Origin of the sequence: Actinomarinicola tropica, assembly GCF_009650215.1 — a bacterium.
Lineage (GTDB): Bacteria > Actinomycetota > Acidimicrobiia > Acidimicrobiales > SKKL01 > Actinomarinicola > Actinomarinicola tropica.
This window is the reverse complement of sequence record NZ_CP045851.1, coordinates 2,496,253-2,520,616: the sequence shown is the minus strand read 5'-3', so window position 1 is coordinate 2,520,616 and position 24,364 is coordinate 2,496,253. Positions and strand designations below refer to the sequence as shown.

18 protein-coding genes and 1 pseudogene are annotated in these 24,364 nt (G+C 73.1%); 11 read left to right on the top strand and 8 right to left on the bottom strand.

Annotated elements, in window-relative coordinates; all coding sequences use genetic code 11:
- The first annotated feature begins 1 nt into the window (after position 1).
- Together GH723_RS12440 and GH723_RS12435 are read left to right on the top strand one after the other, a co-directional pair.
- Positions 2-1,723 carry a hypothetical protein gene (locus GH723_RS12440; RefSeq protein WP_153759947.1) on the top strand — a complete coding sequence of 574 codons (1,722 nt, stop codon included), beginning with the start codon at positions 2-4 and terminating at the stop codon, positions 1,721-1,723.
- Positions 1,720-3,927 (top strand): polysaccharide pyruvyl transferase family protein, encoded by a 2,208-nt coding sequence (locus tag GH723_RS12435; protein WP_153759946.1) that lies wholly within the window; start codon positions 1,720-1,722, stop codon positions 3,925-3,927. Before GH723_RS12440 ends, GH723_RS12435 begins: the two co-directional genes overlap by 4 nt.
- Here the strand turns inward: GH723_RS12435 and GH723_RS12430 are convergent.
- Genes GH723_RS12430 through scpA form a run of 4 tightly spaced genes read right to left on the bottom strand, consistent with a single transcriptional unit; the run spans position 3,924 to position 10,505 of the window.
- Positions 3,924-4,991 (bottom strand): CAP and S-layer homology domain-containing protein, encoded by a 1,068-nt coding sequence (locus GH723_RS12430; RefSeq protein WP_153759945.1) that lies wholly within the window; start codon positions 4,989-4,991, stop codon positions 3,924-3,926. The two genes, GH723_RS12435 and GH723_RS12430, sit on opposite strands and share 4 nt — an antisense overlap.
- 32 nt (positions 4,992-5,023) lie before the next feature.
- The gene (locus GH723_RS12425) at positions 5,024-7,381 is read right to left on the bottom strand and encodes a hypothetical protein (RefSeq protein ID WP_153759944.1); all 2,358 of its coding nucleotides are present in this window, start codon (positions 7,379-7,381) and stop codon (positions 5,024-5,026) included.
- Positions 7,378-8,352 carry a methylmalonyl Co-A mutase-associated GTPase MeaB gene (gene meaB / locus GH723_RS12420; protein WP_153759943.1) on the bottom strand — a complete coding sequence of 325 codons (975 nt, stop codon included), beginning with the start codon at positions 8,350-8,352 and terminating at the stop codon, positions 7,378-7,380. Before meaB ends, GH723_RS12425 begins: the two co-directional genes overlap by 4 nt.
- A gap of 11 nt (positions 8,353-8,363) precedes the next feature.
- Positions 8,364-10,505, bottom strand: coding sequence for a methylmalonyl-CoA mutase (gene scpA, locus GH723_RS12415; RefSeq protein ID WP_153759942.1), 2,142 nt, complete (start codon positions 10,503-10,505; stop codon positions 8,364-8,366).
- 146 nt (positions 10,506-10,651) lie between these two features.
- Between scpA and GH723_RS12410 the strand changes: the two genes are divergently transcribed.
- The 5 genes and pseudogenes from GH723_RS12410 (at position 10,652) to GH723_RS12390 (ending at position 14,647) form a co-directional block, all read left to right on the top strand.
- The gene (locus tag GH723_RS12410) at positions 10,652-11,374 is read left to right on the top strand and encodes an ABC transporter ATP-binding protein (protein WP_229022813.1); all 723 of its coding nucleotides are present in this window, start codon (positions 10,652-10,654) and stop codon (positions 11,372-11,374) included.
- Positions 11,371-12,153, top strand: a complete 783-nt coding sequence (locus GH723_RS12405) for an ABC transporter permease (protein WP_153759941.1) — start codon at positions 11,371-11,373, stop codon at positions 12,151-12,153. Before GH723_RS12410 ends, GH723_RS12405 begins: the two co-directional genes overlap by 4 nt.
- A 23-nt stretch (positions 12,154-12,176) precedes the next feature.
- A complete protein-coding gene (locus GH723_RS12400; RefSeq protein WP_153759940.1) occupies positions 12,177-13,541 on the top strand; it encodes a dihydrolipoyl dehydrogenase family protein in 1,365 nt (454 codons plus the stop codon).
- Between the two features lie 169 nt (positions 13,542-13,710).
- Positions 13,711-13,851, top strand: a pseudogene (locus GH723_RS19240) (type IV toxin-antitoxin system AbiEi family antitoxin domain-containing protein); the annotation flags it as partial.
- Positions 13,852-14,419: 568 nt separating this feature from the next.
- Positions 14,420-14,647, top strand: coding sequence for a hypothetical protein (locus tag GH723_RS12390; protein ID WP_229022812.1), 228 nt, complete (start codon positions 14,420-14,422; stop codon positions 14,645-14,647).
- 110 nt (positions 14,648-14,757) lie between these two features.
- On the opposite strand, the gene GH723_RS12385 is transcribed toward GH723_RS12390, so the two are convergent.
- On the bottom strand, positions 14,758-16,542 hold the full coding sequence (locus GH723_RS12385) for an acetyl/propionyl/methylcrotonyl-CoA carboxylase subunit alpha (RefSeq protein ID WP_153759938.1): 1,785 nt from the start codon (positions 16,540-16,542) through the stop codon (positions 14,758-14,760).
- A gap of 17 nt (positions 16,543-16,559) precedes the next feature.
- Here GH723_RS12385 and GH723_RS12380 point away from each other — a divergent pair, with 17 nt between their 5' ends.
- On the top strand, positions 16,560-17,360 hold the full coding sequence (locus GH723_RS12380) for a biotin--[acetyl-CoA-carboxylase] ligase (RefSeq protein ID WP_195210275.1): 801 nt from the start codon (positions 16,560-16,562) through the stop codon (positions 17,358-17,360).
- Positions 17,361-17,364: 4 nt separating this feature from the next.
- Here GH723_RS12380 and GH723_RS12375 read toward each other — a convergent pair whose 3' ends face one another.
- On the bottom strand, positions 17,365-18,225 hold the full coding sequence (locus tag GH723_RS12375; RefSeq protein WP_153759936.1) for an aminotransferase class IV: 861 nt from the start codon (positions 18,223-18,225) through the stop codon (positions 17,365-17,367).
- A 66-nt stretch (positions 18,226-18,291) separates the two neighbouring features.
- On the opposite strand from GH723_RS12375, the gene GH723_RS12370 reads away from it, so the two are divergent.
- Genes GH723_RS12370 through GH723_RS12360 form a run of 3 tightly spaced genes read left to right on the top strand, consistent with a single transcriptional unit; the run spans position 18,292 to position 22,004 of the window.
- Entirely contained in the window at positions 18,292-19,755 is a 1,464-nt protein-coding gene (locus GH723_RS12370; protein WP_153759935.1) for an LCP family protein, read from the top strand.
- 36 nt (positions 19,756-19,791) lie between these two features.
- Positions 19,792-21,066, top strand: coding sequence for a UDP-glucose dehydrogenase family protein (locus GH723_RS12365; protein WP_229022811.1), 1,275 nt, complete (start codon positions 19,792-19,794; stop codon positions 21,064-21,066).
- Complete coding sequence (locus GH723_RS12360) at positions 21,066-22,004, top strand: UDP-glucuronic acid decarboxylase family protein (protein WP_153759934.1); 939 nt, start codon at positions 21,066-21,068, stop codon at positions 22,002-22,004. Before GH723_RS12365 ends, GH723_RS12360 begins: the two co-directional genes overlap by 1 nt.
- Positions 22,005-22,010: 6 nt before the next feature.
- Here the strand turns inward: GH723_RS12360 and GH723_RS12355 are convergent, their stop codons facing one another.
- Complete coding sequence (locus GH723_RS12355) at positions 22,011-23,243, bottom strand: glycosyltransferase family 4 protein (RefSeq protein ID WP_153759933.1); 1,233 nt, start codon at positions 23,241-23,243, stop codon at positions 22,011-22,013.
- Positions 23,244-23,247: 4 nt separating this feature from the next.
- On the bottom strand, positions 23,248-24,312 hold the full coding sequence (locus GH723_RS12350) for an NAD-dependent epimerase/dehydratase family protein (protein ID WP_153759932.1): 1,065 nt from the start codon (positions 24,310-24,312) through the stop codon (positions 23,248-23,250).
- Between the last annotated feature and the right edge of the window lie 52 nt (positions 24,313-24,364).

Genomic DNA, 24,364 nt, shown 5'->3' with positions numbered 1-24,364 from the left:
CGTGCGCCTCCTGCCGACCCGCCTCCAGGTCCACGGCCGGCGCGCCCACCTGCGCGCGCGGCTGCACGGCGACGACCCTGCCAGCTTCGACGTCGACCTGCTCATCGGCGTCCCCCTCGAGCTGCTCCCGGCGGTCGACCGGACGGCCAACCCGTTCCTCGCCCTGTCGGCGTTGCTCGCCACGTCGCTCGGCGAGGACCTCGCCGTCGAGGCGCCGGCGTCGCCCCAGCTCGTGCGCGGTGCGCAGCACAGCGCCGCGATCTACGCCGGCTGGGTGGGCGGTCGGGGCGCCGCCGTCACCGCCGCCGAGCAGCGCCCGGCGGAGCCCTCGGGCGAGGAGCGCGGCCTGCTGTTCTCCCGGGGGGTCGACTCCTGGCACTCCCTGGACGTCTGGGAGCAGGCGTCGACGCCGCCCGACCGGCTGATCACCATCGAGGGCATCGATCTCGGCGACCCCGCCGCGGCGGCCGGTGCCCACGCCACCTCGGCCGAGGTCGCCGCACGGGTCGGCTACGCGCACCTCGCGCTCGAGACCGGCAACCGCGGCGCGTTCGACGCGGTCGCCGACTGGCGGCTCCTCCACGGCGCCGCGTTCACCGGCGTCGTCCTCGCCGTCGGCTCGCTCTTCTCCGAGGTCGGCATCGCCGCCGCCGTCGCCAACCGGCCGCACCTGTCCGACGGCGCCCACGTCGACGTCGTCGCCGGCTACGGCACCGAGGCCACCCGGTTCACCGTCATCGGCTCCACCACGACCCGGCCCGAGAAGATCCGCATCGTCGCCGACGACGGGCGCGGGCTCCCCGACCTGAAGGTGTGCTGGCAGCCGGATCAGGTGGGCAACTGCGGCCGCTGCGTCAAGTGCCTGATCACGATGACGAACCTGGCCGCCGCCGGCGCGCTCGACCGGGCGCCCTTCCCGCCGACCCTCACGGTCGACTCCGTCCTGTCGGTGCCGATGGTGTACCAGCCCTACGTCGAGGACACCGTCGAGAGGCTCCCCGACGAGCTGGCCGACATCCGTCGGGCGTGGCGCACCCGGATGGCCGAGCACCTGGGGGAACCCGTCCTCCGCATCGCTTCGCACGTCCCGATCGACGGGATCGATCTGGTGCTGGAGGCGGAGCTCGCCGCCGCGGCCGTCGGCCGGCAGGTCGGGCCGCCCGCGGAGGAGGGGACCCCCCTCGGGTGGGGTGAGGGTGCGCTGTCGATGCGGGCCCCGGCCCGGTGGCGTCACCGGCTCACCGCCGCGGTCGACGAGGGGTTGCGTCCGACCACGTGGACCTACCTCGGCGACGGTGGACAGCTGGCGGCCGAGGCCGTCGTCGCGATGGAGGCGGCGTGGGGGACGGGGAAGGTCGTCGCCGCCACGCACCCCGTCGGCGGTCCGCGGCCCCTCGACCTCGACCGGTCGGCGCACGCCGCGCTGCTGCGCACCACCACCGTGCGGGCGTGGGCGAGCGAGGAGCCGGTCGTCGACGGCGTCCGCACGCTGGAGACGGTGCTGGCCGGCGCGATGCCCCTGCAGGTGGCCCCCGACGGGCTGGCCCAGGTGCTGCGCTCCCGCATGCCCGAGGGGACCGGGGCGATCGTCGCGGCACCCGGGCGGCTGCCGTCGCTCGACGACCTGCGAGCCGCGACCGTCGCGCTCCGGGCCGAGCTGGTGAGGGGCACGTTCGAGCGGGCGGTCCGGACGTGGTTCACGGACGAGGACGGTGCACGGTGAGCGCACGCGACAGGGCCGAACGCATCCGGCGGGTGATCGGCGACGCACTGGCATCGGGTGAGTCCGGTGCGACCGCGGCGCGCATCGACGAGGTCGTCCAGCGGATCAACCACGAGCTCCAGGTCGATCTCGGCCCTCGGCTCGAGGCGGTGGCGCGGCAGGTGCGGGGCATGGATGCCCGCGCCTTCGCTCTCCGCGACGAGCTGCTCGCTCACCTGGTCGAGATCGAGGGCATCGGCCGGGGCCAGGCCGCCGCGCTGAGGGAGATCCTCCTCGCTCCCGACCGGGACGAGGAGGCGGAGCGCCTGCGCACCGGACTGCCCCCGCGCGCCGAGCGCCGGGCGGGCCTCAGCATCGTCACGATCAGCTGGAACCACGGCCGACTCCTCCCGGCTGCGGTGCGCTCGGCGCGGGCGCTGCTCGAGTCGTTGGACCCCGAGGACCGAGGCGAGATCTGGATCCTCGACGACGGCTCGAACGACGACACCGCCGACGTGCTGGCCGGCCTCGAGCGCGACGACGGCGTGCACGCCCTGCGCTCGCGCCTGTCCCTGGGCCTCTCCCGTGCCCGCGACGTCCTGCTCCACGCCGTGCCGACCCGCCACGCGCTGGTCCTCGACGCCGACAACACCGTGCTGCCCTCGGCCGCCGCTCTCCACCGCCACGCCCGCGCCGCGGGCGCCGCCTTCACCTTCGGGCCGCTGCTGGTCGTCGACCCCGATGGCGCGCCGCAGGGGCTGGTGTCGGCCGAGCCACCGGGCGAGGCCTACCTGACCGCCGACGCCAACTCCATCGACACCATGGCGGTCATCGACGTCGATGCTGTGCTCGCCGCGGGCGGCTACACCCGCGACCCGCTCCTCGCCGCGGCCGACGACTGGGAGCTCGTGCACCGGCTGGCCCGGACCGGCCACACGATCGGGTTCGTCCCCGAGGTGGTCGGTCGCTACCGCCTCAGCGCCCGGCGCATGAGCGCCGAAGGTCGCGACTCGGCGGCGATCCTCCACCGCATCGAGCGTGCGTACCGCGTGGACGGGTTGCTCGACCTGCCGGCGATCGACGTGAGGGTCGCGCACCCCGCGCCCCCGGTCTCGGACGCGGTCGATCGCCGGCGCCGCGTCGTCGTCGTCTCGGGTGGCGGCGTTGCCAACGTCGGTGACGACGCCATCCTCCAGGCCACGATCGAGCGCCTCGTCGCGCATCCGCCCGCGGACGGTTGGGCGATCGACCTCGTCACCGACGGCGCGGACCTGCCCCAGCTCGCCGCTCCCTGCGCCTGGCTCGGCTCCCTGGCCGACGTCGTGGCGGACCTTCCGGGGCTCGCCCTCGACGCCGGCGACCTCGTCGTGTTCGCCGGTGGTGGGGGAGTGGCCGCCCCCTTCGCCGCCTCGATCGTCGCCGGTCGTGCCGCGCTCGCACGGGCGGCGCGCGACGCGGGGGCACGCGTCGTCGCGGCCGGTCAGGGCGTCGGACCCATCTCGGCCGACATGGCGGACGACGTGCGGGACATCTTCGGCGCCTGCGAGCGGATCGGCGTTCGCGACCCGTTGTCCCAGGACGCCCTCCACGCCCTGGGGATCGGGTCCGAGGTCGTCGCCGACGACGCGGTCGCGCTCGTCGGATCGGGCCGCGACGCCGGTGGCGAGGGACGGACCCCGCGCCTCCCGGAGCCGGGCACCTACCTCTTGGTGCACGTGCGGGTCGCCCAGTACAACCTCGCCGAGCCAGCACGGTGGAAGGACGTGGCCGACGCCATCGACGCCCTGGCCGCCGAACGGGGCCTCGACGTGGTCGGTGTCGTCATCAACGACCAGGGGCACGCAGCGGAGCTGGACCTGCTCGCCGACCTCGCGCGACCCGATCGGCGGGCCCGCTGGCACCTCGTCCACGCCACGTCCGACGCGCAGCTCGCGGTCGAGCTCTGCGCCGGGGCGAGCGCGGCGCTCGTCGGGTCGTACCACCTGGCGTACTTCGCGCTGCTCGCCGGGCGGCCGACGGCGCTGGTCGTCGACGCCCCGTACTTCGACGCCAAGGCGGCGGGGCTGGCGGCGCTGCTCGACCTCCCGCCGATCGCGGTGGGCCACGCGGTCACGGCCGACGAGCTCGCCGCCCGTTGGGACGACGTCGGGGCAGCCCTCCACCCCGGGCGCCGGGAGGAGCTCGCCGCGGCCGCCGACCGGTGGTGGGCGGCGGCGCTCGCCTAGGGGCCGACCGACAGCGGGATCGCGGAGCCGCTGAGCGACGACGGGGTGGAGACCATCCGGTGCAGGAAGGTCGCCAGCTGGCCTCGGGTGACCGGCTGGGCGGGCTGGAAGGTGTTGGATCCGCCGACCCCGGTGGTGATGCCGTGCCGGGACATCCATCCCACGCCGGCGTGGGCGAAGTGCCCCGCCTGCACGTCGACGAAGCCGTGACGGGCGCCGGTCGGGGAGCCCGCGAGGCGGTGGAGGAAGGTCGCCAGCTGGCCACGGTCGACGGGGTCGTCGGGCCGGTAGAGGCCGGTCGATCCGACCCCACGGGTGAGGCCCTCGGCGTACATCCAGTCGACGGCCCGCTGGTAGTAGGCGCCGGCCGGCACGTCGGGGAACGGCGCTCGACCACGGGGCGCCGGCGACCCGGCCAGGCGGTGGACGAAGGTCGCCAGCTCGCCGCGGGTGACCGAGGCGTCGGGAAAGAAGTAGGAGGTGCCGCCCACCCCGGTGGTCAGCCCCTCCCGCTTCATCCACGCCACCGCGGACCCGTAGAAGGCCTGGTCGGGCACGTCGCTGAACGCCGAACCGCCGACCGGGGCGTGGACCGAGGCGCTCTTCGCGAACCGGACCGTGACCCACAGGGAGCCGTCGCCGCCACGGACCACCCCGATGCCCACGGCGTTGTAGTCGCCGAGGACGTTGGCCCGGTGCCCCGGCGACGCCATGAACGCGTCGTGCATCGCGGCGATCGAGCCGCCACGCCCGATGTTCTCGCCGGCGCGGCGGTAGTCGGGCAGGTGCCGGGCGGTGTCAGGTCCGAGGGTCGTCGTGTGGGCGAACCGCCCGGTCGACAGCATCGTGGACGACCACGCACGGGCGTCGGCGGCGAGCCCGGGGTGGACGACGAGGGGCGCCAGCCCGGCGGCGACGCGCGACTGGTTGGTGCGCTGCACCAGCTCCTGCTCCGCCGACGTCGATGCGACCGCCGTGCCCTGGGCGGTGGCGAGCACCGCCGCTCCGACCAGGAGCGCGACCACGGCGCCGGCGAGTCGTCGTCCGATCCCTCGGGTGGCCATCGCGGTGGTGCTCTCCTGGGTCCTGGCGACGGCTACGGCACCGGCGCTCCTCCCGGTTCATCGACCGCCGTGGACGTCGGGTTGAGCGGTCGGAGACGATCGCCTGCGATGGCGCACGCCAGGGTGAGGACCAGCGCGACGACGCTGACGAGGAGCCCGGCCGTGCGGCCAGGGGCACGGAACGACAGCACGACCTCCTGGTCGCCGGGACGGACGACCACGCCGGTGAGCAGTCGGTCGACCTCGAGGACGTCGCGCGCCTCGCCGTCGACCGTCGCCGTCCACCCGTCGGCGAGCTGCTGCTCGACCACGAGCAGGCGGACGTCGTCGAGCTGCTCGGGGAGCGCGATCCGCACGCGGTCCCGCTCCTCGCGCACCACGTCGAGGGCGATCGGGTCGCACGTGCCACCGCAGTCGACGTCGGCTGTCGCGTCCGGGTCGTCGACGGCGACGGTGTCGGGGGGGAGGGACGCGAGCTGCTCGGGGATCGCGGCGCGGTCGTCGACGCGCTCGACGACGTTGCCGACGAGCCGAGCCGGCCCGATCCAGCGCGGGTTCTCGTACACGTGGACGGTCCCGTCGACGGCGACGGGACCGCCCCAGTCGGGCACGTAGCGCGCCGGATCCCGTCCCTCGGTCTCGAGGACGAGCCACCGGATGCCGAGACGGGCCGCGTGCGCCGGATCGACCGGGTCGAACGTCTGGGCGCGCATCGTGAGGTCGATCCGGAACGGCCGCCACGTGAGCATCGAGACGGCGTCGACCCACCGGGCCGTCACGACCGGACCGCCGTCGTACCCGTCGATCGTCGGGTACCCGGTGAGGACGTTGGCGTTCGGACGAAGGGTCCGGAGCAGGTAGTCGGGCTCGGAGAAGCGCTCGTCGGCGAGGGAGAGGGTCCACCCGACGGGCTCGGGCACCGGGACCTCGACGCGCTCGGCGCGTGCCGTGAACGACTCGGACGTGAGGGCGGCACGGCTCACGCTGTGGGTCTGCATCCAGCCGAGCTCGGCCACGAGGAGCACCAGGAGGAGCACGCCGAGCACCGGCGACGCCGCGAGGCGGCTCGTGGGTGCGCTCGGGCGGACGAGCGCCCACGCCGCGGCGACGACCGCGGTGGTCCCGAGGATCCAGCCGGCGACGCCCCAGCCCGACGGGCGGGTGAAGGGCGCGAGCAGCGCGACGGCCAGCCCGCCACCGGCCACGACGGACGTGGCGACGACGCTGCGGCGATCGACGTCCGCCCGGACGATCCGGTCCAGCGCGCCGGCCCCGAGCACGGTCGTCGCGACGACGCTGACGAGGAGCCAGCGCGCCGGGGTGCGGGCTTGCGAGAAGCCGGGGACGACCTCGTAGAGCGCCCGGTACAGCCCGGCGGCCGGGCCGAGCGACAGCCAGACGGCGACGGCCACGCACACGGTGAGCACGATGGCGGTGGCCCGGTGCGGGCCTCGGCGCGCCATGGCCACGGCGCCGAGCACGGCGAGGGCCCCGGCGACCGCGCCGACGAAGCCGACCGCCTCGGTGCTCTCGAGGGCGGCGGTGTGGCTCGTCGCCGCCACGTCGCCGAGCAGCGACAGCGGGAGGTTCTCGGGCTGGACGTTGTAGGCCTCGGTGCGGACGATCGTCAGGTCGGTGCCGCCCGAACGGGCCGCCGCCCCGAGCGTGGACGCGACGGGGACGAGCTGGATGGCGGCGATCCCGACCCCGAGGAGCCCGCCGAGGACGAGGAGCGGAAGGCGACGCAGGCTGCCCCGGTCGATCGCCCGGCCGATCGACCAGGCGACGACGAGAGGCGCGGCGAGGTACGCCTGCTGGGGGTGGCCGGCGACCAGGAGCACCGCGACCGAGGCGGCCACGGCGGCGACGGCGCGCCACGGACGCGTCGAGGCGAGGATCAGGTCGGTGGCGACGAGCACCCACGGGATCCACGCCATGGTGCCGATCTGCTCGTGCTGGACGACGCGGGACACCACCACGCCCGAGCCCAGCAGGGTGATCGTGCCGCCGGCCGACGCCACGGCGGCCAGCCCGAGGCGGTGGCGGAGCAGCACCCAGGTGCCGAGCCCGAGCGCGCCGACGTGGATCGCCGCGGCGACCATCAGCCCACGGTGGACGTCGAGGTGCGCCACGACCCAGGCGAGCGGGTAGTACGCGCTCGTCTGCACGTTGCCGAGGTGGTTGACGCCGCCGAACACGAGCTCGTTCCAGCCGGGGAGCCGGAACGAGCGCAGCGCTTCGAAGGTCACCGAGGCCTGGGCCCCGGTGTAGGCGATGCCGTCGAACGACGTGACCCAGCGGCCCGGGACGAGGAACGGCCAGGCGACGAACAGGCCGAACAGCGCCGTGACGAATCCCGCCGCCGAGGGCTGACGGGGGCGGGCGCTCACCGCACCATCAGGCGGAGGATCTCGCGTGCGCCCGAGGTCGGGGTCCGCCGGCCGTCCGCCACCTCGTCCTCGATGCGGCTGGCACGGTCGGCGGCGTGGCCGTCGCGACGGGCGGCGTCGATGACCGCGTCCTGCACCTCGGACCACATCCAGGCCACGGCCTGGCCCCGACGGAGGTCGTCCAGCGCGCCGGAGCCGCTCAGCTGGTCGTGCACGTGGCAGAGGGCCGCCCACGTCTCGTCGATGCCGTGGCCCTTCAGCGCCGAGGCGGTGAGCACCTTGGGTTCGATCCCCGCGACCCTCGGGCGCATCAGCCCGAGGGCGTTGCGGTAGTCGGCGGCGGTGCGACCGGCCGTCTGCTCGAGGTCGCCGTCCGCCTTGTTGACCACGACGACGTCGGCCAGCTCCATGATCCCGCGCTTGATCCCCTGCAGGTCGTCGCCGCCCCCGGGGGCGACGAGCAGGGTGAACACGTCGACGAGCTCCGCGACCGCCGTCTCGGACTGGCCGACGCCGACGGTCTCGACGAGCACCACGTCGAACCCGGCGGCCTCGCAGAGCAGCAGCGCCTCACGGGTGCGGCGGGCCACCCCGCCGAGCGTCTCGCCGGCCGGCGAGGGACGGATGTAGGCGTCGGGTTCGCGCCCGAGCTCGACCATGCGGGTCTTGTCGCCGAGGATCGATCCGCCGGAACGCCGGCTGGAGGGGTCGACGGCCAGGACGGCGAGGCGGTGGCCGCCCCGCAGGATCTCCAGGCCGAGGGCCTCGATGAAGGTCGACTTGCCGACTCCCGGCGATCCGCTGATGCCGACCCTGGTGGCCCCGCCGGTGCGGTCGACCAGGCGGTCGAGCAGCTCGACCGCGGCCTCGCGGTGGTCGGCGCGGGTCGACTCCACCAGGGTGATCGCGCGCGCGAGCGCCCGTCGATCGCCGTCGCGGACGCCCGCCTCGAGCTCGTCGACGTCGGACACGTACCAGCCGCTCAGGCCGCCGGGCGGCGGCCGGCGACGAGCGTGAGGACCTCGCGCGCCGCGGCGGGGATGTTGGTGCCCGGCCCGAAGACGGCGGCGACGCCGGCAGCCTTCAGCGACTCGTAGTCCTGCGGCGGGATCACGCCGCCGCAGACGACCACCACGTCGTCGGCACCGAGCGCCCGGAGCTCCTCGATGAGCTGGGGGACCAGCGTCTTGTGCCCCGCCGCCTGGCTCGACACCCCGACGACGTGGACGTCGTTCTCCACCGCGTCGCGCGCGGCCTCGGCCGGCGTCTGGAAGAGCGGGCCCATGTCGACGTCGAAGCCGATGTCGGCGAACGCCGTGGCGATCACCTTCGCCCCCCGGTCGTGGCCGTCCTGGCCCATCTTGACGACGAGCATCCGGGGCCGCCGGCCCTCGGACGCGGCGAACTCCTCGATCTGGGACTGGATGGCGGCGTAGTCCGCGTCGTCCTGGTAGGCGGCGCCGTACACGCCCGAGATGCTGCGGATCTCGGCCCGGTGACGTCCGAACACCGCCTCCATCGCATCGGACATCTCGCCGACGGTGGCCCGGGCGCGGGCCGCCTCGACGCACAGGGCGAGCAGGTTGGCGTCGCCGCGCGCCCCCTCGGTCAGGCGCACGAGCGCGGCCTGGCAGGCGGCCTCGTCGCGCTCGGACCGGACCCGCTCGAGCTTCGCGATCTGCTGGCGGCGCACCTCGGTGTTGTCGATGTCGAGGACGTCGACCGTCTCGACGTCCTCGGGGCGGTACTTGTTGACCCCGACGACGACCTCCTCGCCGCGGTCGACGCGGGCCTGGCGGCGGGCGGCGGACTCCTCGATGCGCAGCTTCGGCATCCCCGACTCGACCGCCTTCGTCATCCCGCCGAGGGACTCGACCTCCTCGATGAGCTCCCACGCCTTGTCCGCGAGGTCGTTGGTGAGGGCCTCGATGTAGTACGAGCCGCCGAGCGGGTCGACGACCTTCGGGATGCCGGTCTCCTCGGCGATGATCAGCTGGGTGTTGCGGGCGATGCGGGCCGAGAAGTCGGTCGGGAGCCCGAGGGCCTCGTCGAAGGCGTTGGTGTGCAGGCTCTGGGTGCCGCCGAGCACCGCCGCCATGGCCTCGATCGCGGTGCGGACCACGTTGTTGTACGGGTCCTGCTCGGTGAGCGACACGCCCGAGGTCTGGCAGTGCGTGCGCAGCATCAGCGACGACGGGTTCTGCGGCTCGAACTCCTTCATCACCCGGGCCCACAGGAGGCGGGCGGCGCGCAGCTTGGCGACCTCCATGAAGAAGTTCATGCCGATGGCGAAGAAGAACGAGAGTCGCGGCGCGAAGGCGTCGACGTCGAGGCCCTTCGCCCGGGCCGCCCGCACGTACTCCATGCCATCGGCGATGGTGAACGCCAGCTCCTGGTCCGCGGTCGCCCCGGCCTCCTGCATGTGGTAGCCGGAGATCGAGATCGAGTTGAAGCGGGGCATGTGCTGGGCCGTGTAGCCGATGATGTCGGCCACGATCCGCATGCTCGGCTCGGGCGGGTAGATGTAGGTGTTGCGGACCATGAACTCCTTGAGGATGTCGTTCTGGATGGTCCCGCTGAGCTGGGCCTGGTCGACGCCCTGCTCCTCCCCGGCGACGATGAAGCTGGCGAGCACCGGGAGGACCGCGCCGTTCATCGTCATCGACACGCTCATCTGGTCGAGCGGGATGCCGTCGAAGAGGATCTTCATGTCCTCGACCGAGTCGATCGCCACACCCGCCTTGCCCACGTCGCCCACCACGCGGGGGTGGTCGGAGTCGTAGCCGCGGTGCGTCGCCAGGTCGAACGCCACCGACACGCCCTGCTGGCCGGCCGCCAGGTTGCGGCGGTAGAAGGCGTTCGACTCCTCGGCGGTGGAGAAGCCGGCGTACTGGCGGATCGTCCACGGGCGGTTGGCGTACATCGTGCCGCGCACGCCGCGGACGTAGGGGTCGAAGCCCGGCAACGTGTCGGCGTGCTCGATGCCCTCGACGTCGGCGCCGGTGTAGAGCGGCTTGACCGGGATGCCCTCGGGCGTCTGCCAGACCAGCTCCTCGGGGCTGCGCCCCTTCAGCTCCTTGGCCGCGAGGGCCTCCCAGTCGTCGAGTCCCGGCTTCTCGGTCATGGGCGCATCGTACGGTTCGGCGTGCCCGGCGTTCGAACCTGCGGGGTCATCCGACGGGGATCGTCGCCTGGTCGAACACCGACCTCGTGACCGATGCGACGCCGTGACGGGACCGGGCGGCGCCGGCGTCGTGCGATGCTGCCTCGGTGACCTCGCCGGGTGACGCCCCACCTCCGTTGTTCTCGCTGCACGACGTGGTCGTCGCCATCGACGACGCCCGCCCGCTCGACGGGATCACCCTCGACCTCCCCGGGCGCGGCGTCACCGTCATCCTCGGCGCATCGGGCTCCGGCAAGTCCACCCTGCTGCGGCTGCTGAACCGCCTCGAGGTGCCGACGTCGGGCACCGTGCGCTTCCACGGACGCGACCTCGACGAGATCGACCCGCTGGCGCTGCGGCGTCAGGTCGGCATGGTCTTCCAGCGGCCCACGCTCTTCCCGGGCACCGTCCGCGACAACCTCCGGGTCGCTCGGCCCGACGCCGACGACGCCACGCTCGAGCGGATGCTCGAGCGGGTCGGGCTGCCGGTGGCGCTCCTCGACCGCGTGGGTGACGACCTGTCCGGCGGTGAGGCCCAGCGGGCCTGCCTCGCTCGGACGCTCATCACCGAGCCCGAGGTCCTCCTGATGGACGAGGTCACCTCCTCCCTCGACCCGCGCGCCTCGCAGCTCCTCGAGGAGCGGACCCAGCAGCTGGCCGGTGCCGGCGAGGTGCCCGTCGTCTGGGTCACTCACGACCTCGACCAGGCGGTGCGGCTCGACCCGGAGCCCATCGTGCTCACGCAGGGGCGGCTCGCCGACGCCGAGGAGCGTGCCGCGTTCCTCGCCGGGATCCCGGACCGGACCACACAGGACGAGGGGGCGTCGTGAGCGAGGGGGACGTCGGGTGGTTGGAGCTGGCGGCCTCGCTGCTGCTCGTCGCCACCGCGGTCGGGCTGTCGGTCTGGCGACGACTCGGACTGGAGGCGACCATCGCCTGGGCGTCGACCCGTGCCGCCGTCCAGCTCCTCCTCGTCGGCTCGGCGCTCACCCTCGTCGTCGACCCCGACCAGCCGGTCGCCTGGTCGTGGCTGTGGGTCGTGCTGATGGTCGGCTTCGCCGCGGTCACGATCCAGCGGCGGGCACCCGAGGTGCCCGGGCTCCTCCCCGTCGGGTTCGTGGCCATCTCCGCCGCCGCGACCGTCAGCCTCGGCGTCGTGTTCCTGCTCGGCATCTTCCCCGTCGAGGGGCGCACGGTCGTCCCCGTCGCCGGGATGATGATCGGCAACTCGATGAAGGACGCCGTCGTCGCCGCCCGGCGGATCGTCGGCGAGCTGTCCGACAAGCGCGACGAGGTCGAGGCCCGGCTCGCGCTCGGCCAGCCCTGGCAGGTCGCCTCCCGCAGCTACCTGCGGTCGGCCCTGCGGACCGCGCTGACGTCCCAGATCGAGACCACCAAGTCGGTCGGGCTCGTGTTCCTGCCCGGGGCCATGACCGGGCTCATCCTCGCCGGCGTCGACCCGGTCGACGCGGTCCTCGTCCAGCTCGCGCTGATGTACCTCATCCTGGGGTCGGTCGCGACGGTCGTCGTGGTCGTCGGGGTCGGCCTCACCCGGCAGCTCTTCACCGCCGACCACCGCCTGGTGCGCCTGGAGCGGGTCGCCGGGTAGGGCCCGCCGGTAGCCTCCGACGAATGGCCAAGCGCGTCGTCATCATCGGAGGAGGTCCCGGAGGGAACCAGGCCGCGACCCTCGCGGCCCGCCTGGGTGCCGAGGTCACGCTGATCGAGCGTGACATCGTCGGCGGCGCCGCCCACCTCTGGGACTGCATCCCGTCGAAGGCGATGATCGCCACCGGCGGCGCGCTCACGTTCGTCGAGCGGGCCGAGCGGATGGGCCTCGCCGTGCCGGACGCCGGCGTCCACCCCGAGGCGCTGCGGGAGCGCATCCAGGGCATCGAGGACCGGCTCGAGCACTCGGTCACCGGGCTCCTCGAGAGCCAGGGCGTCCGGATCATCCGGGGGACGGGGCGGCTCACCGGCCCGCACACCGTCGTCGCCGACACCGCCGACGGCGAGGTCGCGCTCGAGGCCGACGTCGTCGTCCTGTCCACGGGCAGCCGGCCGAGGATCCCGGAGTGGGCCGCGGTCGACGGCCAGCGGATCCTGACGACCCGCGACGCCTACCCGCCGCCCGAGATGCCCGAGCACCTCGTCGTCATCGGGTCCGGCGTCACCGGCGTGGAGTTCGTCCACATGTTCCGCAGCTTCGGCAGCGAGGTCACGCTGATCGTCAGCCGCCAGCAGGTCCTCCCGCAGAAGGACCCGGAGGTCGCGGCGGCCCTCGAGGAGGACTTCCTGCGTCGGGGCGTGAAGCTGCTGAAGGGTGCACGCGCCGAGGGCATCGACGTGAGCGACGACGGCGTGCTCGTGCGGTGCGACGACGGCCGCTCGGTGCGGGGCTCGCACGCGCTGCTCGCCATCGGGTCGATCCCCAACTCCGACGGCCTGGGGTTGGAGGCGGCGGGCGTCGAGGTGGACGGCGGCGGCTACGTCGTCGTCAACCGCAACATGCAGTCGTCGGTGCCGCACATCTACGTCGCCGGCGACCTGTCGGGGAAGCTGCCGCTGTCGTCGGTCGCGACGATGCAGGGCCGCAAGATCGCCGAGCACGCCATGGGCCTCCACATCGGTCGGCCGCACCGCCACCTCGACTACGACAAGGCGGCGTCGGCCATCTTCACTGAGCCCGAGATCGCCGACGTGGGGTTGGCCGAGGCCGACGCCTTCGCCGAGGGACGCAAGATCCGCGTCACCAAGGTGCCGTTCTCGTCGTCGGCGAAGGCGCTCATCAACGACGATCCGCGGGGCTTCGTGAAGCTGGTGTCGGACCCCGCCACCGGCGTGGTGCTCGGCGGGTCGATCGTCGGCAAGCACGCCGCCGAGCTCATCTCGGTCGTCGCGCTGGCCGTCACGGCCCGACTCACCGTCTCCGACATCGTCGAGAGCATCCTCGTCCACCCCGCCCTCTCCGAGGCCCTCGCCGAAGCCGCCGAGTAGCCCGCGTTCCCGTCGCGACTCGGCCCGGCTCGCCGCGACTCGCTGCGGACGGCCCTGCCCCGACCGCGTCGGCGACGCCTCGTGTCACTTCGGTCCGACAGCCGGACCAGAGCGACACGAGAGCTGCGAACCCGTCTCCGTTGTCACACCCGCCTGGTGTCATTGACCGATGGCGAGCGAGCAGGTGGCGGCGATCCTCCGACTCATGCGCGACCAACACGGCGTCGCCACCCGCTCGCAAGCGCGGGCGCTCGGCGTCTCGGACTCGCAGCTCAAGCGCCTGACCGAGGCGGGCGTGCTGGAGGTCGTGAGCCGCGGGGTGCTGCAACACGTCGGCGCGGCCAACACGTGGGAGCAGCGGCTCGCGATCGCAGTTCTGCGGGTCGGAGGCCAGGCGGTGGTGTCCCATCGGGCAGCCGCACGGTTGTGGGGTCTCGAGGGGTTCGACGACGCACCCGTCGAGCTGAGCGTGCCGCACGGGCGTCGCGTCCGTGGTCTCGACGCGGTGGTGCACCACGTCACCGACCTGGCGAGCGCGCGCAGCGTGCGTCGCGACGGGTTCCGGGTCACGAACGGCACGCTGGTGCTCGTCGATCTGGGCGCCGTCGTCGGCGGGTCGCACCTGGAGGTGGCGCTCGACGACGCGCTACGGCGTGGGCTCACCACCGAAGGCCGGCTCTGGGACGCGATCGCACAGCTCGGTCGGCCGGGGCGGTCCGGCGTGCCCCAGCTTCGGCGTCTGCTCCTCGAGCGTGGCGGGGTCACGTGCCTGACGGAGACGGGCTTCGAGACCAAGCTGCTGCGGGCGCTGCGTGCGGTCGGACTGCCACGACCGGCGACCCAACACGAGATCCGGGAAACCCGACGGGACGCTCGTGATGCGCGTCGACGCGGCCTACGTCGAGGAGAAGATCGGCATCGAGGCCGACAGCAAGCGCTGGCACGCCACCGACGTCCGCTTCGAGGACGACCGCGAGAAGCGAGCGCGGGCGGCGGCGTTGGGCTGGACCATCCTCGCCGTGACCTACCGCCAGGTCACGACCCGACCGGCGTGGGTGGGACGCACCGTCGCGGCGGCGCGGGACGCCGCTCGCCGCGCGTCCTGACCGGGCCTCTGCGCTGGTCTCGTGTCAGTTCCGTCCGGTGGCCGGACCGAACTGACACGAGACGGGGGCGAGGGCCCCGAGTCCTGACCAGCGCAGGCGTGGAACGGCAGCTACTCGATCTCGACGACGATGTCGCCGGCGCCGACCGAGTCGCCGACGGCGACCTTGATCGCCTTGACCGTGCCAGCCTTGTCGGCGGCGATGTTGTTCTCCATCTTCATGGCCTCGAGCACGACCACGGTGTCGCCCTCGGCAACCTCCTGGCCCTCCTCGACCACGACCTTCACGATCGTGCCCTGCATGGGGACGGTGACCTTCCCGGCGCCGGCGGCAGCGCCCCCGGCGGCCGACCCGCCGGCGCGCTTCGGGCGACCCGCGCCGGCGGCCTTGCCGGTGCCGCTCGCGGCGACGGCCAGCTGCGACTCGGGCACGAACACGCTCACCGAGAAGCGCCGGCCGTTGACCTCGACGTCGACGTCGCGGCGGACCTTCGGCTCGGCCTCGTCGCCGTCGGCGGAGGCGCCGGCCGCCGGCGCCGCGCCCACTCCCGACAGGTCGAGGGTCTCCTCGACCCACTTGGTCGAGTGCTCGCCGGCGGCGAAGTCGGGGTGCGACAGGATCGCGACGTCGGCCGGGGCGGTGGTGGCCACGCCCTCGACCTCCAGCTCGTCGAGCGCCCGCAGCATGCGCAGGCGGGCGGTCTCGCGATCGGACCCCCACACGACGAGCTTGCCGACCAGGTTGTCGTAGTACTGGCTGATCTCGTCGCCGGCCTCGTAACCGCCGTCCCAGCGCGTGCCGAAGCCCTGCGGCACGGTCAGTGCGGTGATGCGACCGGGGGAGGGGAGGAACTTGCCGCCGGCCGGATCCTCGGCGTTGATGCGGCACTCGATCGAGTGGCCGGTGCGCACGATGTCGTCCTGGGTGAACGAGAGGGGCTCGCCGGCGGCGACGCGGATCTGCTCGCGCACGAGGTCGATGCTCGTCACCATCTCGGTGACCGGGTGCTCGACCTGGAGCCGGGTGTTCATCTCCAGGTAGTAGAACTCGCCGTCCTGGTACAGGAACTCGACGGTGCCGGCGTTGACGTAGTTGCAGCCCTTGGCGACCTTCACCGCGGCCTCGCCCATCGCCTGGCGGATCTCGTCGGGGAAGTTCGGCGCCGGCGACTCCTCGATCAGCTTCTGGTGGCGGCGCTGCGCCGAGCAGTCGCGCTCGCCGACCCAGACGCAGTTGCCGTGCGCGTCGGCGATGATCTGCATCTCGATGTGGCGGGGCCACGTGAGGTAGCGCTCCATGTAGCACTCGTCGCGACCGAAGTAGGCGAGCGCCTCGCGCTGGGCGGACTCGAGCGCCGACTCGACGTCGCCGGGGCCCTGGACGACCTTCATGCCCCGGCCGCCGCCGCCGTACGCGGCCTTGATCGCCACCGGCCAGCCGTGCTCCTCGCCGAACGTGCGGACCTGCTCGGGGTCGGTGATGAGGTCGGTGGTGCCGGGCACGCCGTTGACGCCGACCCGCTCGGCGGCGAGGCGGGCGGAGATCTTGTCGCCCATGACCTCGATGGCCTCGGGCGGCGGGCCGATCCACTTGGTGGTGCCGGACTCGATGATCGCCCGGGCGAAGTCGGCGTTCTCGGAGAAGAAGCCGTACCCGGGGTGCACGCCGTCGGCGCCGCTGCGCTCGATGGCGTCGAGGATCGCCTCGGTGTTGAGGTAGCTCTCGGCGGCGGTCTGGCCCCCGAGGGCGTAGGCCTCGTCGGCGAGGCGGACGTGCAGGGCGTCACGGTCGAGGTCGGAGTACACCGCCACCGTCTGGATGCCGAGCTCCCGGCACGCACGGATGACACGGACTGCGATCTCGCCGCGGTTGGCGATCAGGACCTTGTTGAGCACACCATATGGTTACAGGCATGCCGGGTGACCATGCCAGAACGGCCCTCGCGGGCAGCCGCTTCGCCGATCTGCGGTGGGTCGAGTCGACCGGTTCCACCAACGCCGATCTGCTGGAGCTCGCTCGCGGCGGTGCACCCGACGGGATCGTCCTCGTCGCCGACCACCAGTCGGCGGGGCGCGGGCGGCTCGACCGCACGTGGACGGCCCCGGCCGGGTCGTCGCTCCTCTTCTCGACGCTCGTGCGCCCGGACCTGGCCCCGAGCGACCTGCACCTGCTGACGACGGCGGTCGCGGTCGCGGCGTCCGACGCGTGCGAGGCCGTCGCCGGGGTCCGCCCCCGGCTGAAGTGGCCGAACGACCTGGTCGTGGCCGACGGCGACGGCACCGACCGCAAGCTGGCCGGCATCCTCTCCGAATCGGTCGTCGACGGCGGCGAGGTCCGTGCGGTGGTCGTCGGCATGGGGCTCAACGTCAACTGGCCGGCGACGCTGCCCGACGACCTCGCGGCCACCGCGACGTCGCTCAACCACCTGGCCGGTCACGACGTCGACCGCGAGCAGCTCCTCGTCGCCCACCTGCGGGGCCTGGAGGTGATCCTCGCCGAGCTGGCGTCGCCTGGCGGGAGGGAGGCGCTGATCATCCGCTACCGGCACCTCTCCGCCACGCTCGGTCGCACCGTCCGGGTCGAGCTGGCATCCGGCGCGCTCGTCGGACAGGCAGTCGACGTCGACGACGCCGGCCACCTCGTCGTCGAGCTCGGCGGCGAGCTCGTGCCGGTGGTGGCGGGCGACGTCGTCCACCTGCGCACCCAGGACTGAGCGATCAGGGGTCGAGGTCGCCCTCGAACAGGCGGGCGAACGCAGCGGCCGCCGCGGTGGTGACCGGCCCCGGAGCCGCGGGCAGCGCCCGCCCGTCGACGTGCGCGATGGCCTGGACGTCGCGCGTCGACGAGGTGAGGAACGCCTCCTCCGCCTCGGCCAGCGCGGCGAGCGGGACGTCCTCCTCGACCGCGTCGGTGACCTCCAGCACGAGGTCGCGGGTGATGCCGGCGAGGGGACCGGCCGACAGCGGCGGGGTGACGAGGCGGCCGTCGAGCACGACGAACACGTTGGAGCCGGTGCCCTCGCACAGGTTGCCCACCGTGTTGGCGAAGATCGCCTCGGTGGCGCCCACGGCGCTCGCCACGGAGAGGGCCATCACGTTCTCGGCGTAGGACGTCGTCTTGAGTCCGGTCAGCGCGCCACGCTCGTTGCGCACCCAGTCGACGGTGACGACGTCGGTCGTGGGCGGGCTCGGGGGCAGGTCGGAGACGGCGAGCAGCAACGTCGGCCCGCCGTCGCCGCGGTTCGAGCCGAGCGGCCCCGGTCCGCCGGTGAGCGTGATCCGTAGCCGCGCGTCGCCGCCGCCGTTGGCTGCGACGACAGACGCCGCGGCCTCGCGGACGAGGGCGTGGTCGGGGCAGGCGAGCCCGAGCGCGGTGGCCGACCGCTCGAGCCGCTCGAGGTGCCGGCGCATCGCGAAGGGCGTCCCGCCGACGACCTTCAGCGTCTCGAAGACGCCGTCGCCCACGGTGATCCCGTGGTCGAACGGCGAGATGCGTGCGGTGTCGGCGTCGACGAGCTCGCCGTCGAGCCAGACGATCGAGCCAGGGGTCGGACGGGCGGGGGGCGGCACGTCGGTCATCGCCGGATCCTACGGCGGCACCGCCGGCGCGGATCGGCGTGAGGGGGCCGCTGGTACGCTCGCCGGGTGCGGACGGCAACGCCTGGGGCACGGGGCCGCAGGACCTGGCCCCAGCGGCTCCTGCTCTCGCTCAACGTGTTCCTCGTCATCGCGGCCCTGTCGACGGCCGCGGCGCTCGGCGTCGGCTACGAGAAGGCGGGCTACCTGCCGCGCATGTACCTCGACGGCGTCCTCGAGCCGGCGACCGCCGACGCGAGCGGCAACGCCCAGCCGCTCAACATCCTCCTCGTCGGCACCGACTCCTCCGCCGGCCTCGACCCCGACGACCCGGTGATGCAGGGCCGCCAGCCGTCGCAGCTCGCCGACGTGATCATGATCCTGCGGCTCGAGCCCGGCAGCGGCGACGCCGCGCTGCTCTCGATCCCGCGCGACCTGTGGGTCCCCATCGCGGGGACCTCTCGCAGCAGCAAGATCAACGCGACCTACCTCGAGGGCGGGGCGCCCGCGCTCATCGAGACGATCGACGAGTACCTGGGCATCCCCATCAACCACTTCGTGCAGGTCGACTTCGCCGGCTTCCGCGACGTCGTGGCCGCCATCGGCGACGTCGAGGTCTACTTCCCCCACCCGGCCAGGGATCGTCGCAGCCACCTCGACGTCCCCGAGGCCGGCTGCGTCAGCCTCGACCCCGACCAGGCCCTCGCCTTCGCCCGGTCGCGCTACTTCGAGGTCTACGTCGACGGGCGGTGGGAGCAGGACCCAACGGCCGACTGGGGCCGGATGCGCCGCCAGCAGGACTTCATGCGGCTCGCGCTCTCCCAGGCGATCGACCAGGGCATCCGCAACCCCGCCACCGCCAACGCGCTCGTCAACGCCGTGTCGGGCGCCGTCATCTTCGACGAGGGGCTGACGACGGGCATGATCCTCGACATCGCGAACGCGTTCCGCATGTTCAGCCCGGAGAGCCTCGGCGGGTACACGCTCCAGGGCCTCACCGACCCGGAGATGAAGGGCGGTCAGCTCGCAGAGGTGCTGCGGATGGGTGAGGCCCAGCCGATCCTCGCCCTGTTCCAGGGCACCGAGGGGCTCGATCCCACGCCAGAGTCGGTGTGGGTCCGCGTCGTCAACGGCACCGGCCTGCGCAACCAGGCGGGTGAGGTCGCCGACGACCTCCGCCTCGTCGGCTTCTCCGTGCGCTCCACCGACAACTCACCGACCGACCTCGTGCGCACCGAGGTCCGCTACGCGCCGGGCCAGCGTGCCGGTGCCGAGCTGCTCGCCCGCCACCTGGCGACGGCGCCGGTCCTCGTCGAGGACCCCGACCTGCGCCTCGCGCCGGTGGAGCTGGCGACGGGGAGCGACTACACCGGGGTGCTCGCCGAACCGCGTGATCCTGCGCCGGCCTCGTCCCCGACGACGTCCGATCCCCCGACGAGCCCGACGAACCCGACCGATCCCGCCGGCGACGACGAGCCCGAGGCGTCCGAGCCTGCACCCGACTCCACCCCCGAGGCGCCCCGTGCCTGTTGATGCGCACGGCGCCGCCCCTCAGAAAGCGAGGACCTCGTGACGAGCACCATCGCCGTCATCGGCACCGGCTACGTCGGCCTCACCACCGGCGCGTGCTTCGCGTCGCTCGGCCACAACGTCATCTGCGCCGACATCGACGAGCAGAAGGTCGAGAGCCTGCGGCGCGGCGAGATCCCGATCCTCGAGGACGGGCTCGACCGCCTCGTGCACGAGAGCATCACCGCCGAGCGGCTGAGCTTCGTGCTCGGCGCCGCCACCGCCGCCGAGCAGGCCGAGTTCGTCTACCTCTGCGTCCCCACGCCCCAGGGCGAGGACGGCTCGGCCGACCTGTCCTACATCGAGGCCGCGGCCGCCGAGATCGGGCCGGTGCTCCAGCCTGACGCCGTCGTCATCAACAAGTCGACGGTGCCGGTCGGCTCGACCCGCGTCGTCGAGCGGGCCCTGGGCCGCAGCGACGTGCACGTCGTGTCGAACCCCGAGTTCCTGCGGGAGGGGTCCGCGGTCAGCGACTTCCTGAAGCCCGACCGCGTGGTGATCGGTGCCGACAGCCAGGCCGCGGCCATCCGCGTCGCCGGGCTGTACGTCGGCATCCCGGCGCCGATCATGGTCACCGACCCGGCGTCGGCCGAGACGATCAAGTACGCGGCCAACGCCTTCCTCGCCACCAAGCTGTCGTTCGTCAACGCCGTGGCCGCCATCTGCGAAGCCGTGGGCGCCGACGTCAACGACGTCATGCTCGGGATCGGCTACGACAAGCGGATCGGTCAGGAGTTCCTCCAGCCGGGGCCGGGCTGGGGTGGTAGCTGCTTCCCGAAGGACACCCGGGCGCTGGCGCGCATCGCCGAGGACGCGGGCTACGACTTCTTCTTCCTGAAGGGCGTCCTCGACGTCAACGAGGAGCAGTTCGACCGGGTGGCCGACAAGATCGCCCGCCTGGCCGGCGGCAGCCTCGAGGGAAAGACGGTCGCCGTGTGGGGGCTCACGTTCAAGGCCCGCACCGACGACCTGCGCGAGTCGCCGTCGCTCGAGATCATCGGCCGCCTGCGCGAGCGGGGTGCCCGGGTCATCGGCTACGACCCGGCCGTGGAGGTCGCACCCGCCGGCGTCGAGCTGGCGGGCGACGCCTACGCGGCGTGCGACGGTGCCGACGTGCTCGCCGTCCTCACCGAGTGGGACGAGTTCAAGTGGCTCGACTTCGACAAGGTGCACGAGGCGATGGCGTCGCCCTGCATCCTCGACGGCCGCAACCTCCTCGACCGCTCGGCCCTGAAGCGACGCGGCTTCACCTACGACGGGATCGGCCGCAGCTGATGGCCCGCGTCGTCGTCACCGGCGGTGCCGGCCTCATCGGCTCCACGCTCATCGGCCGGCTGCTCGAGCGCGGCGACGAGGTCGTCTGCGTCGACAACCTGATCACCGGCTCGTGGGACAACATCTCCGCCTGGGTCGACGCGGGGGAGATCGAGTTCGTCCGCCACGACGTCAGCACGCCCTTCGAGATCGACGGGCCCGTCGATCGGGTGATGCACCTCGCGAGCCCCGCCTCACCGAAGGACTTCGCCGAGCTGCCCATCCAGATCATGAAGGTCGGCGGGCTCGGGTCGCACAACACGCTCGGTCTCGCCCGGGCCAAGGGCGCGCGCTTCTTCCTCGCCTCGACGAGCGAGGTCTACGGCGACCCGCTGGTCCACCCGCAGCCGGAGACCTACTGGGGCAACGTCAACCCGATCGGCCCGCGTGGCGTCTACGACGAGGCCAAGCGGTTCGCCGAGGCGATGACGATGGCGTACCACCGCTTCCACGGCGTCGACGTGCGCATCGTGCGCATCTTCAACACCTACGGGCCGGCGATGCGGCTCGAGGACGGTCGCGTGGTGTCGAACTTCCTCGTGCAGGCGCTCCAGGGTCGCCCGCTCACCATCTACGGCGAGGGCACCCAGACCCGGTCGTTCTGCTTCGTCGACGACGAGGTCGAGGGCATCCTCCGCCTGCTCGACTCCGACCACGTCGGTCCGATGAACATCGGGAACCCGAACGAGTTCACGATGCTCGAGCTGGCCGAAGTGGTGAAGGAGGTCGTGAACGCCGAGGTCGAGATCGTGTTCGAGCCGCTCCCGGTCGACGACCCGGCGCAGCGACGTCCCGACATCACCCTCGCCCGTGAGGTCCTCGGCTGGGAGCCGACGATCGAGCTGCGCGAGGGCCTCGCCCGCACCGCCGAGGTCTTCGCCCGCCGCCTCGGCGTCTGAGGTGCCTCAGCCGTCGATGACGGCGTCGAAGCGGGGGAGGGCCGACGCGTCCGAGTGGTCGGCCTCGAACGCCCGTCGGGCGGCCGCCGACAGCTCGGCGCGGTGGTCGTCGTCGGTGCGCAGCCGCTCGATCGCCGCGACCAGCCCGTCGACGTCGCCGTTGCGGATCGACACGCCGCACCCGTGGCGGCGGATGGCGTCGTCCACGTTCGTGCCCTCCGGTCCGACGTAGAGGATCGGCACGCCCGCGGCGAGGCTCGAGTGCAGCTTCGACGGACTCATCAGTCCCCGTGCCCGGTCATCGAGCGTGATGAGGGCGGCACCCGCGCCGGCGAGGATCCCGGGGGTCTCGGCCTTGTCGACGTAGCCGTGCAGCACGATCGGCGCGGCGGCGCTCCGCGCCAGGGCGTGGCGGGCGCTGTCGAGCTCGCCCCACCGGACACCGCCACCGACGAAGAGGAACGCCACCTCGCTCCCGTCGAGGCGACCGGCGGCCTCGACCACGGCGTCGAAGCGGTGACCGGTCCCGGTGTTGCCGAGGTAGGCGACGACGAACCGGCCCGCCAGCTGCGCGTCGTCGTAGCCCGCCCACGGCTCGACGACCGCACCCGCGGGGAAGAGCTCGGCCGGCTCCCAATTGGGGACGACCGTGGTCGGCGGTGGGTCCTCCGCGGCGTACTGGCTGACGAGCACGTCGGCCATCGCGCTGTCGAGCACGACGAGGTGGTCGAGGCGTGGGTACAGCCAGCGGTTCACCGCCCGAAGGGCCCGACTGAGCGGGCCGGACGGGTCGAGCTTGTCGAAGCGCTCGGCGGTGTCGGGGTAGACGTCCATGCTCCACAGCACGACCCGGGTCCGGCGGTGCAGCGCCTTGTGCAGGAGACCGGCGAGGACGATGTACGGCGGCGTGGTCATGCACACGACGACATCCTGGCGGGGGAGCGTTGCGGTGCGGACCCACGCGCCGACGGTCAGCGCGGCGTAGCCGGCCAGGCGGGTGACGAGGCTGGACTTGCCTCCGCCTGGCGTGGGCAGCCGGATGATGCGGAGCCCGTCCTCGACGGTCGACCCGGAGCGGTGCGGGGTGCCGGCCGCCGGGTCGGCGACGTAGCCCCCGGTGCTCGTGACCACCGTGACCTCGTCGCCCCGTGACGCACGGTGCCGGGCCAGCGAGGCGGCCAGGTGAGCAGTCGGCGACAGGTCGGGCGGGAAGAACTGGTTGACGATCGTGACGCGCACGGGCTCAGGCCCGGCGGGCGAGCGCGGCGTCGACCATCTCGTCGACGATGCGGCCGAGGTCGTGCTCCTGCACCCAGCCCGGGTAGTCGGCCCGGAACTTCGACATGTCGGTGTAGTAGCAGATGTGGTCGCCGACCCTCGGGGTGTCGTCGAAGCTCAGCTGGGGTCGACGACCGCAGCGCTCGGCGATCATCTCGACGCACTCGAGGTTGCTGGCGGCGTTGGCCCGGCCGCCGCCGAGGTTGTAGGCCTCGCCCGGCCGCGGGTCCTGGGCGAAGGCCCAGAAGGCGCTGATGACGTCCCGCGAGTGGATCTGGTCGCGGACCTGCTTCCCCTTGTAGCCGATCATCGTGTAGGGCCCCTCGTCGACGGCCTGGGCGACGAGGTAGCTGAGGAACCCGTGCAGCTCGACCCCGGAGTGGTGCGGGCCGGTGAGGCACCCGCCGCGGAACACGCCGGTGCGCAGCCCGAAGTACTTGCCGTACTCCTGGACCATCACGTCGGCCGCGACCTTCGACGCGCCGAAGACCGAGTGGGTCGCGCCGTCCATCGACAGCTCCTCGGTGATGCCCTCGGAGGTGAGCCCGGCGACGTCGGCGTCGGGCGCGAAGTCGTAGCGGGTGTCGAGCTCGACGATCGGCAGGCGGTTGGGGTTGTCGCCGTAGACCTTGTTGGTGCTGACGAACACGAACACGGCGTCCGGCACGTGCTGGCGGCACGCCTCGAGCAGCGCGAGCGTGCCGCCGGCGTTGACGTCGAAGTCGTCGAAGGGCCGGGAGGCCGCGAGGTCGTGGCTCGGCTGCGCGGCAGCGTGGACGACGAGGTCGGGTCGGACGTGGGCGACGAGCTGGTCGACCGCGGCCCGGTCGCGGATGTCGAGGTCGTGGTGGGAGTAGCGCTCGCAGCGGGCGAGGAGGCGGTCGCGGTTCCAGGTCGTGTCGCCCCGGGGACCGAAGAAGTCGGCCCGCATGTTGTTGTCGACCCCGACGACCTCCATGCCTATCTCGTCGAAGTACTCGACCGCCTCGGAGCCGATGAGACCGGCACTGCCGGTGACCAGGACACGCATGGCTGGCGAGCCTACCCAGGCCCCCCGGTCGCGCCGGATCGGGGGTCCGTGC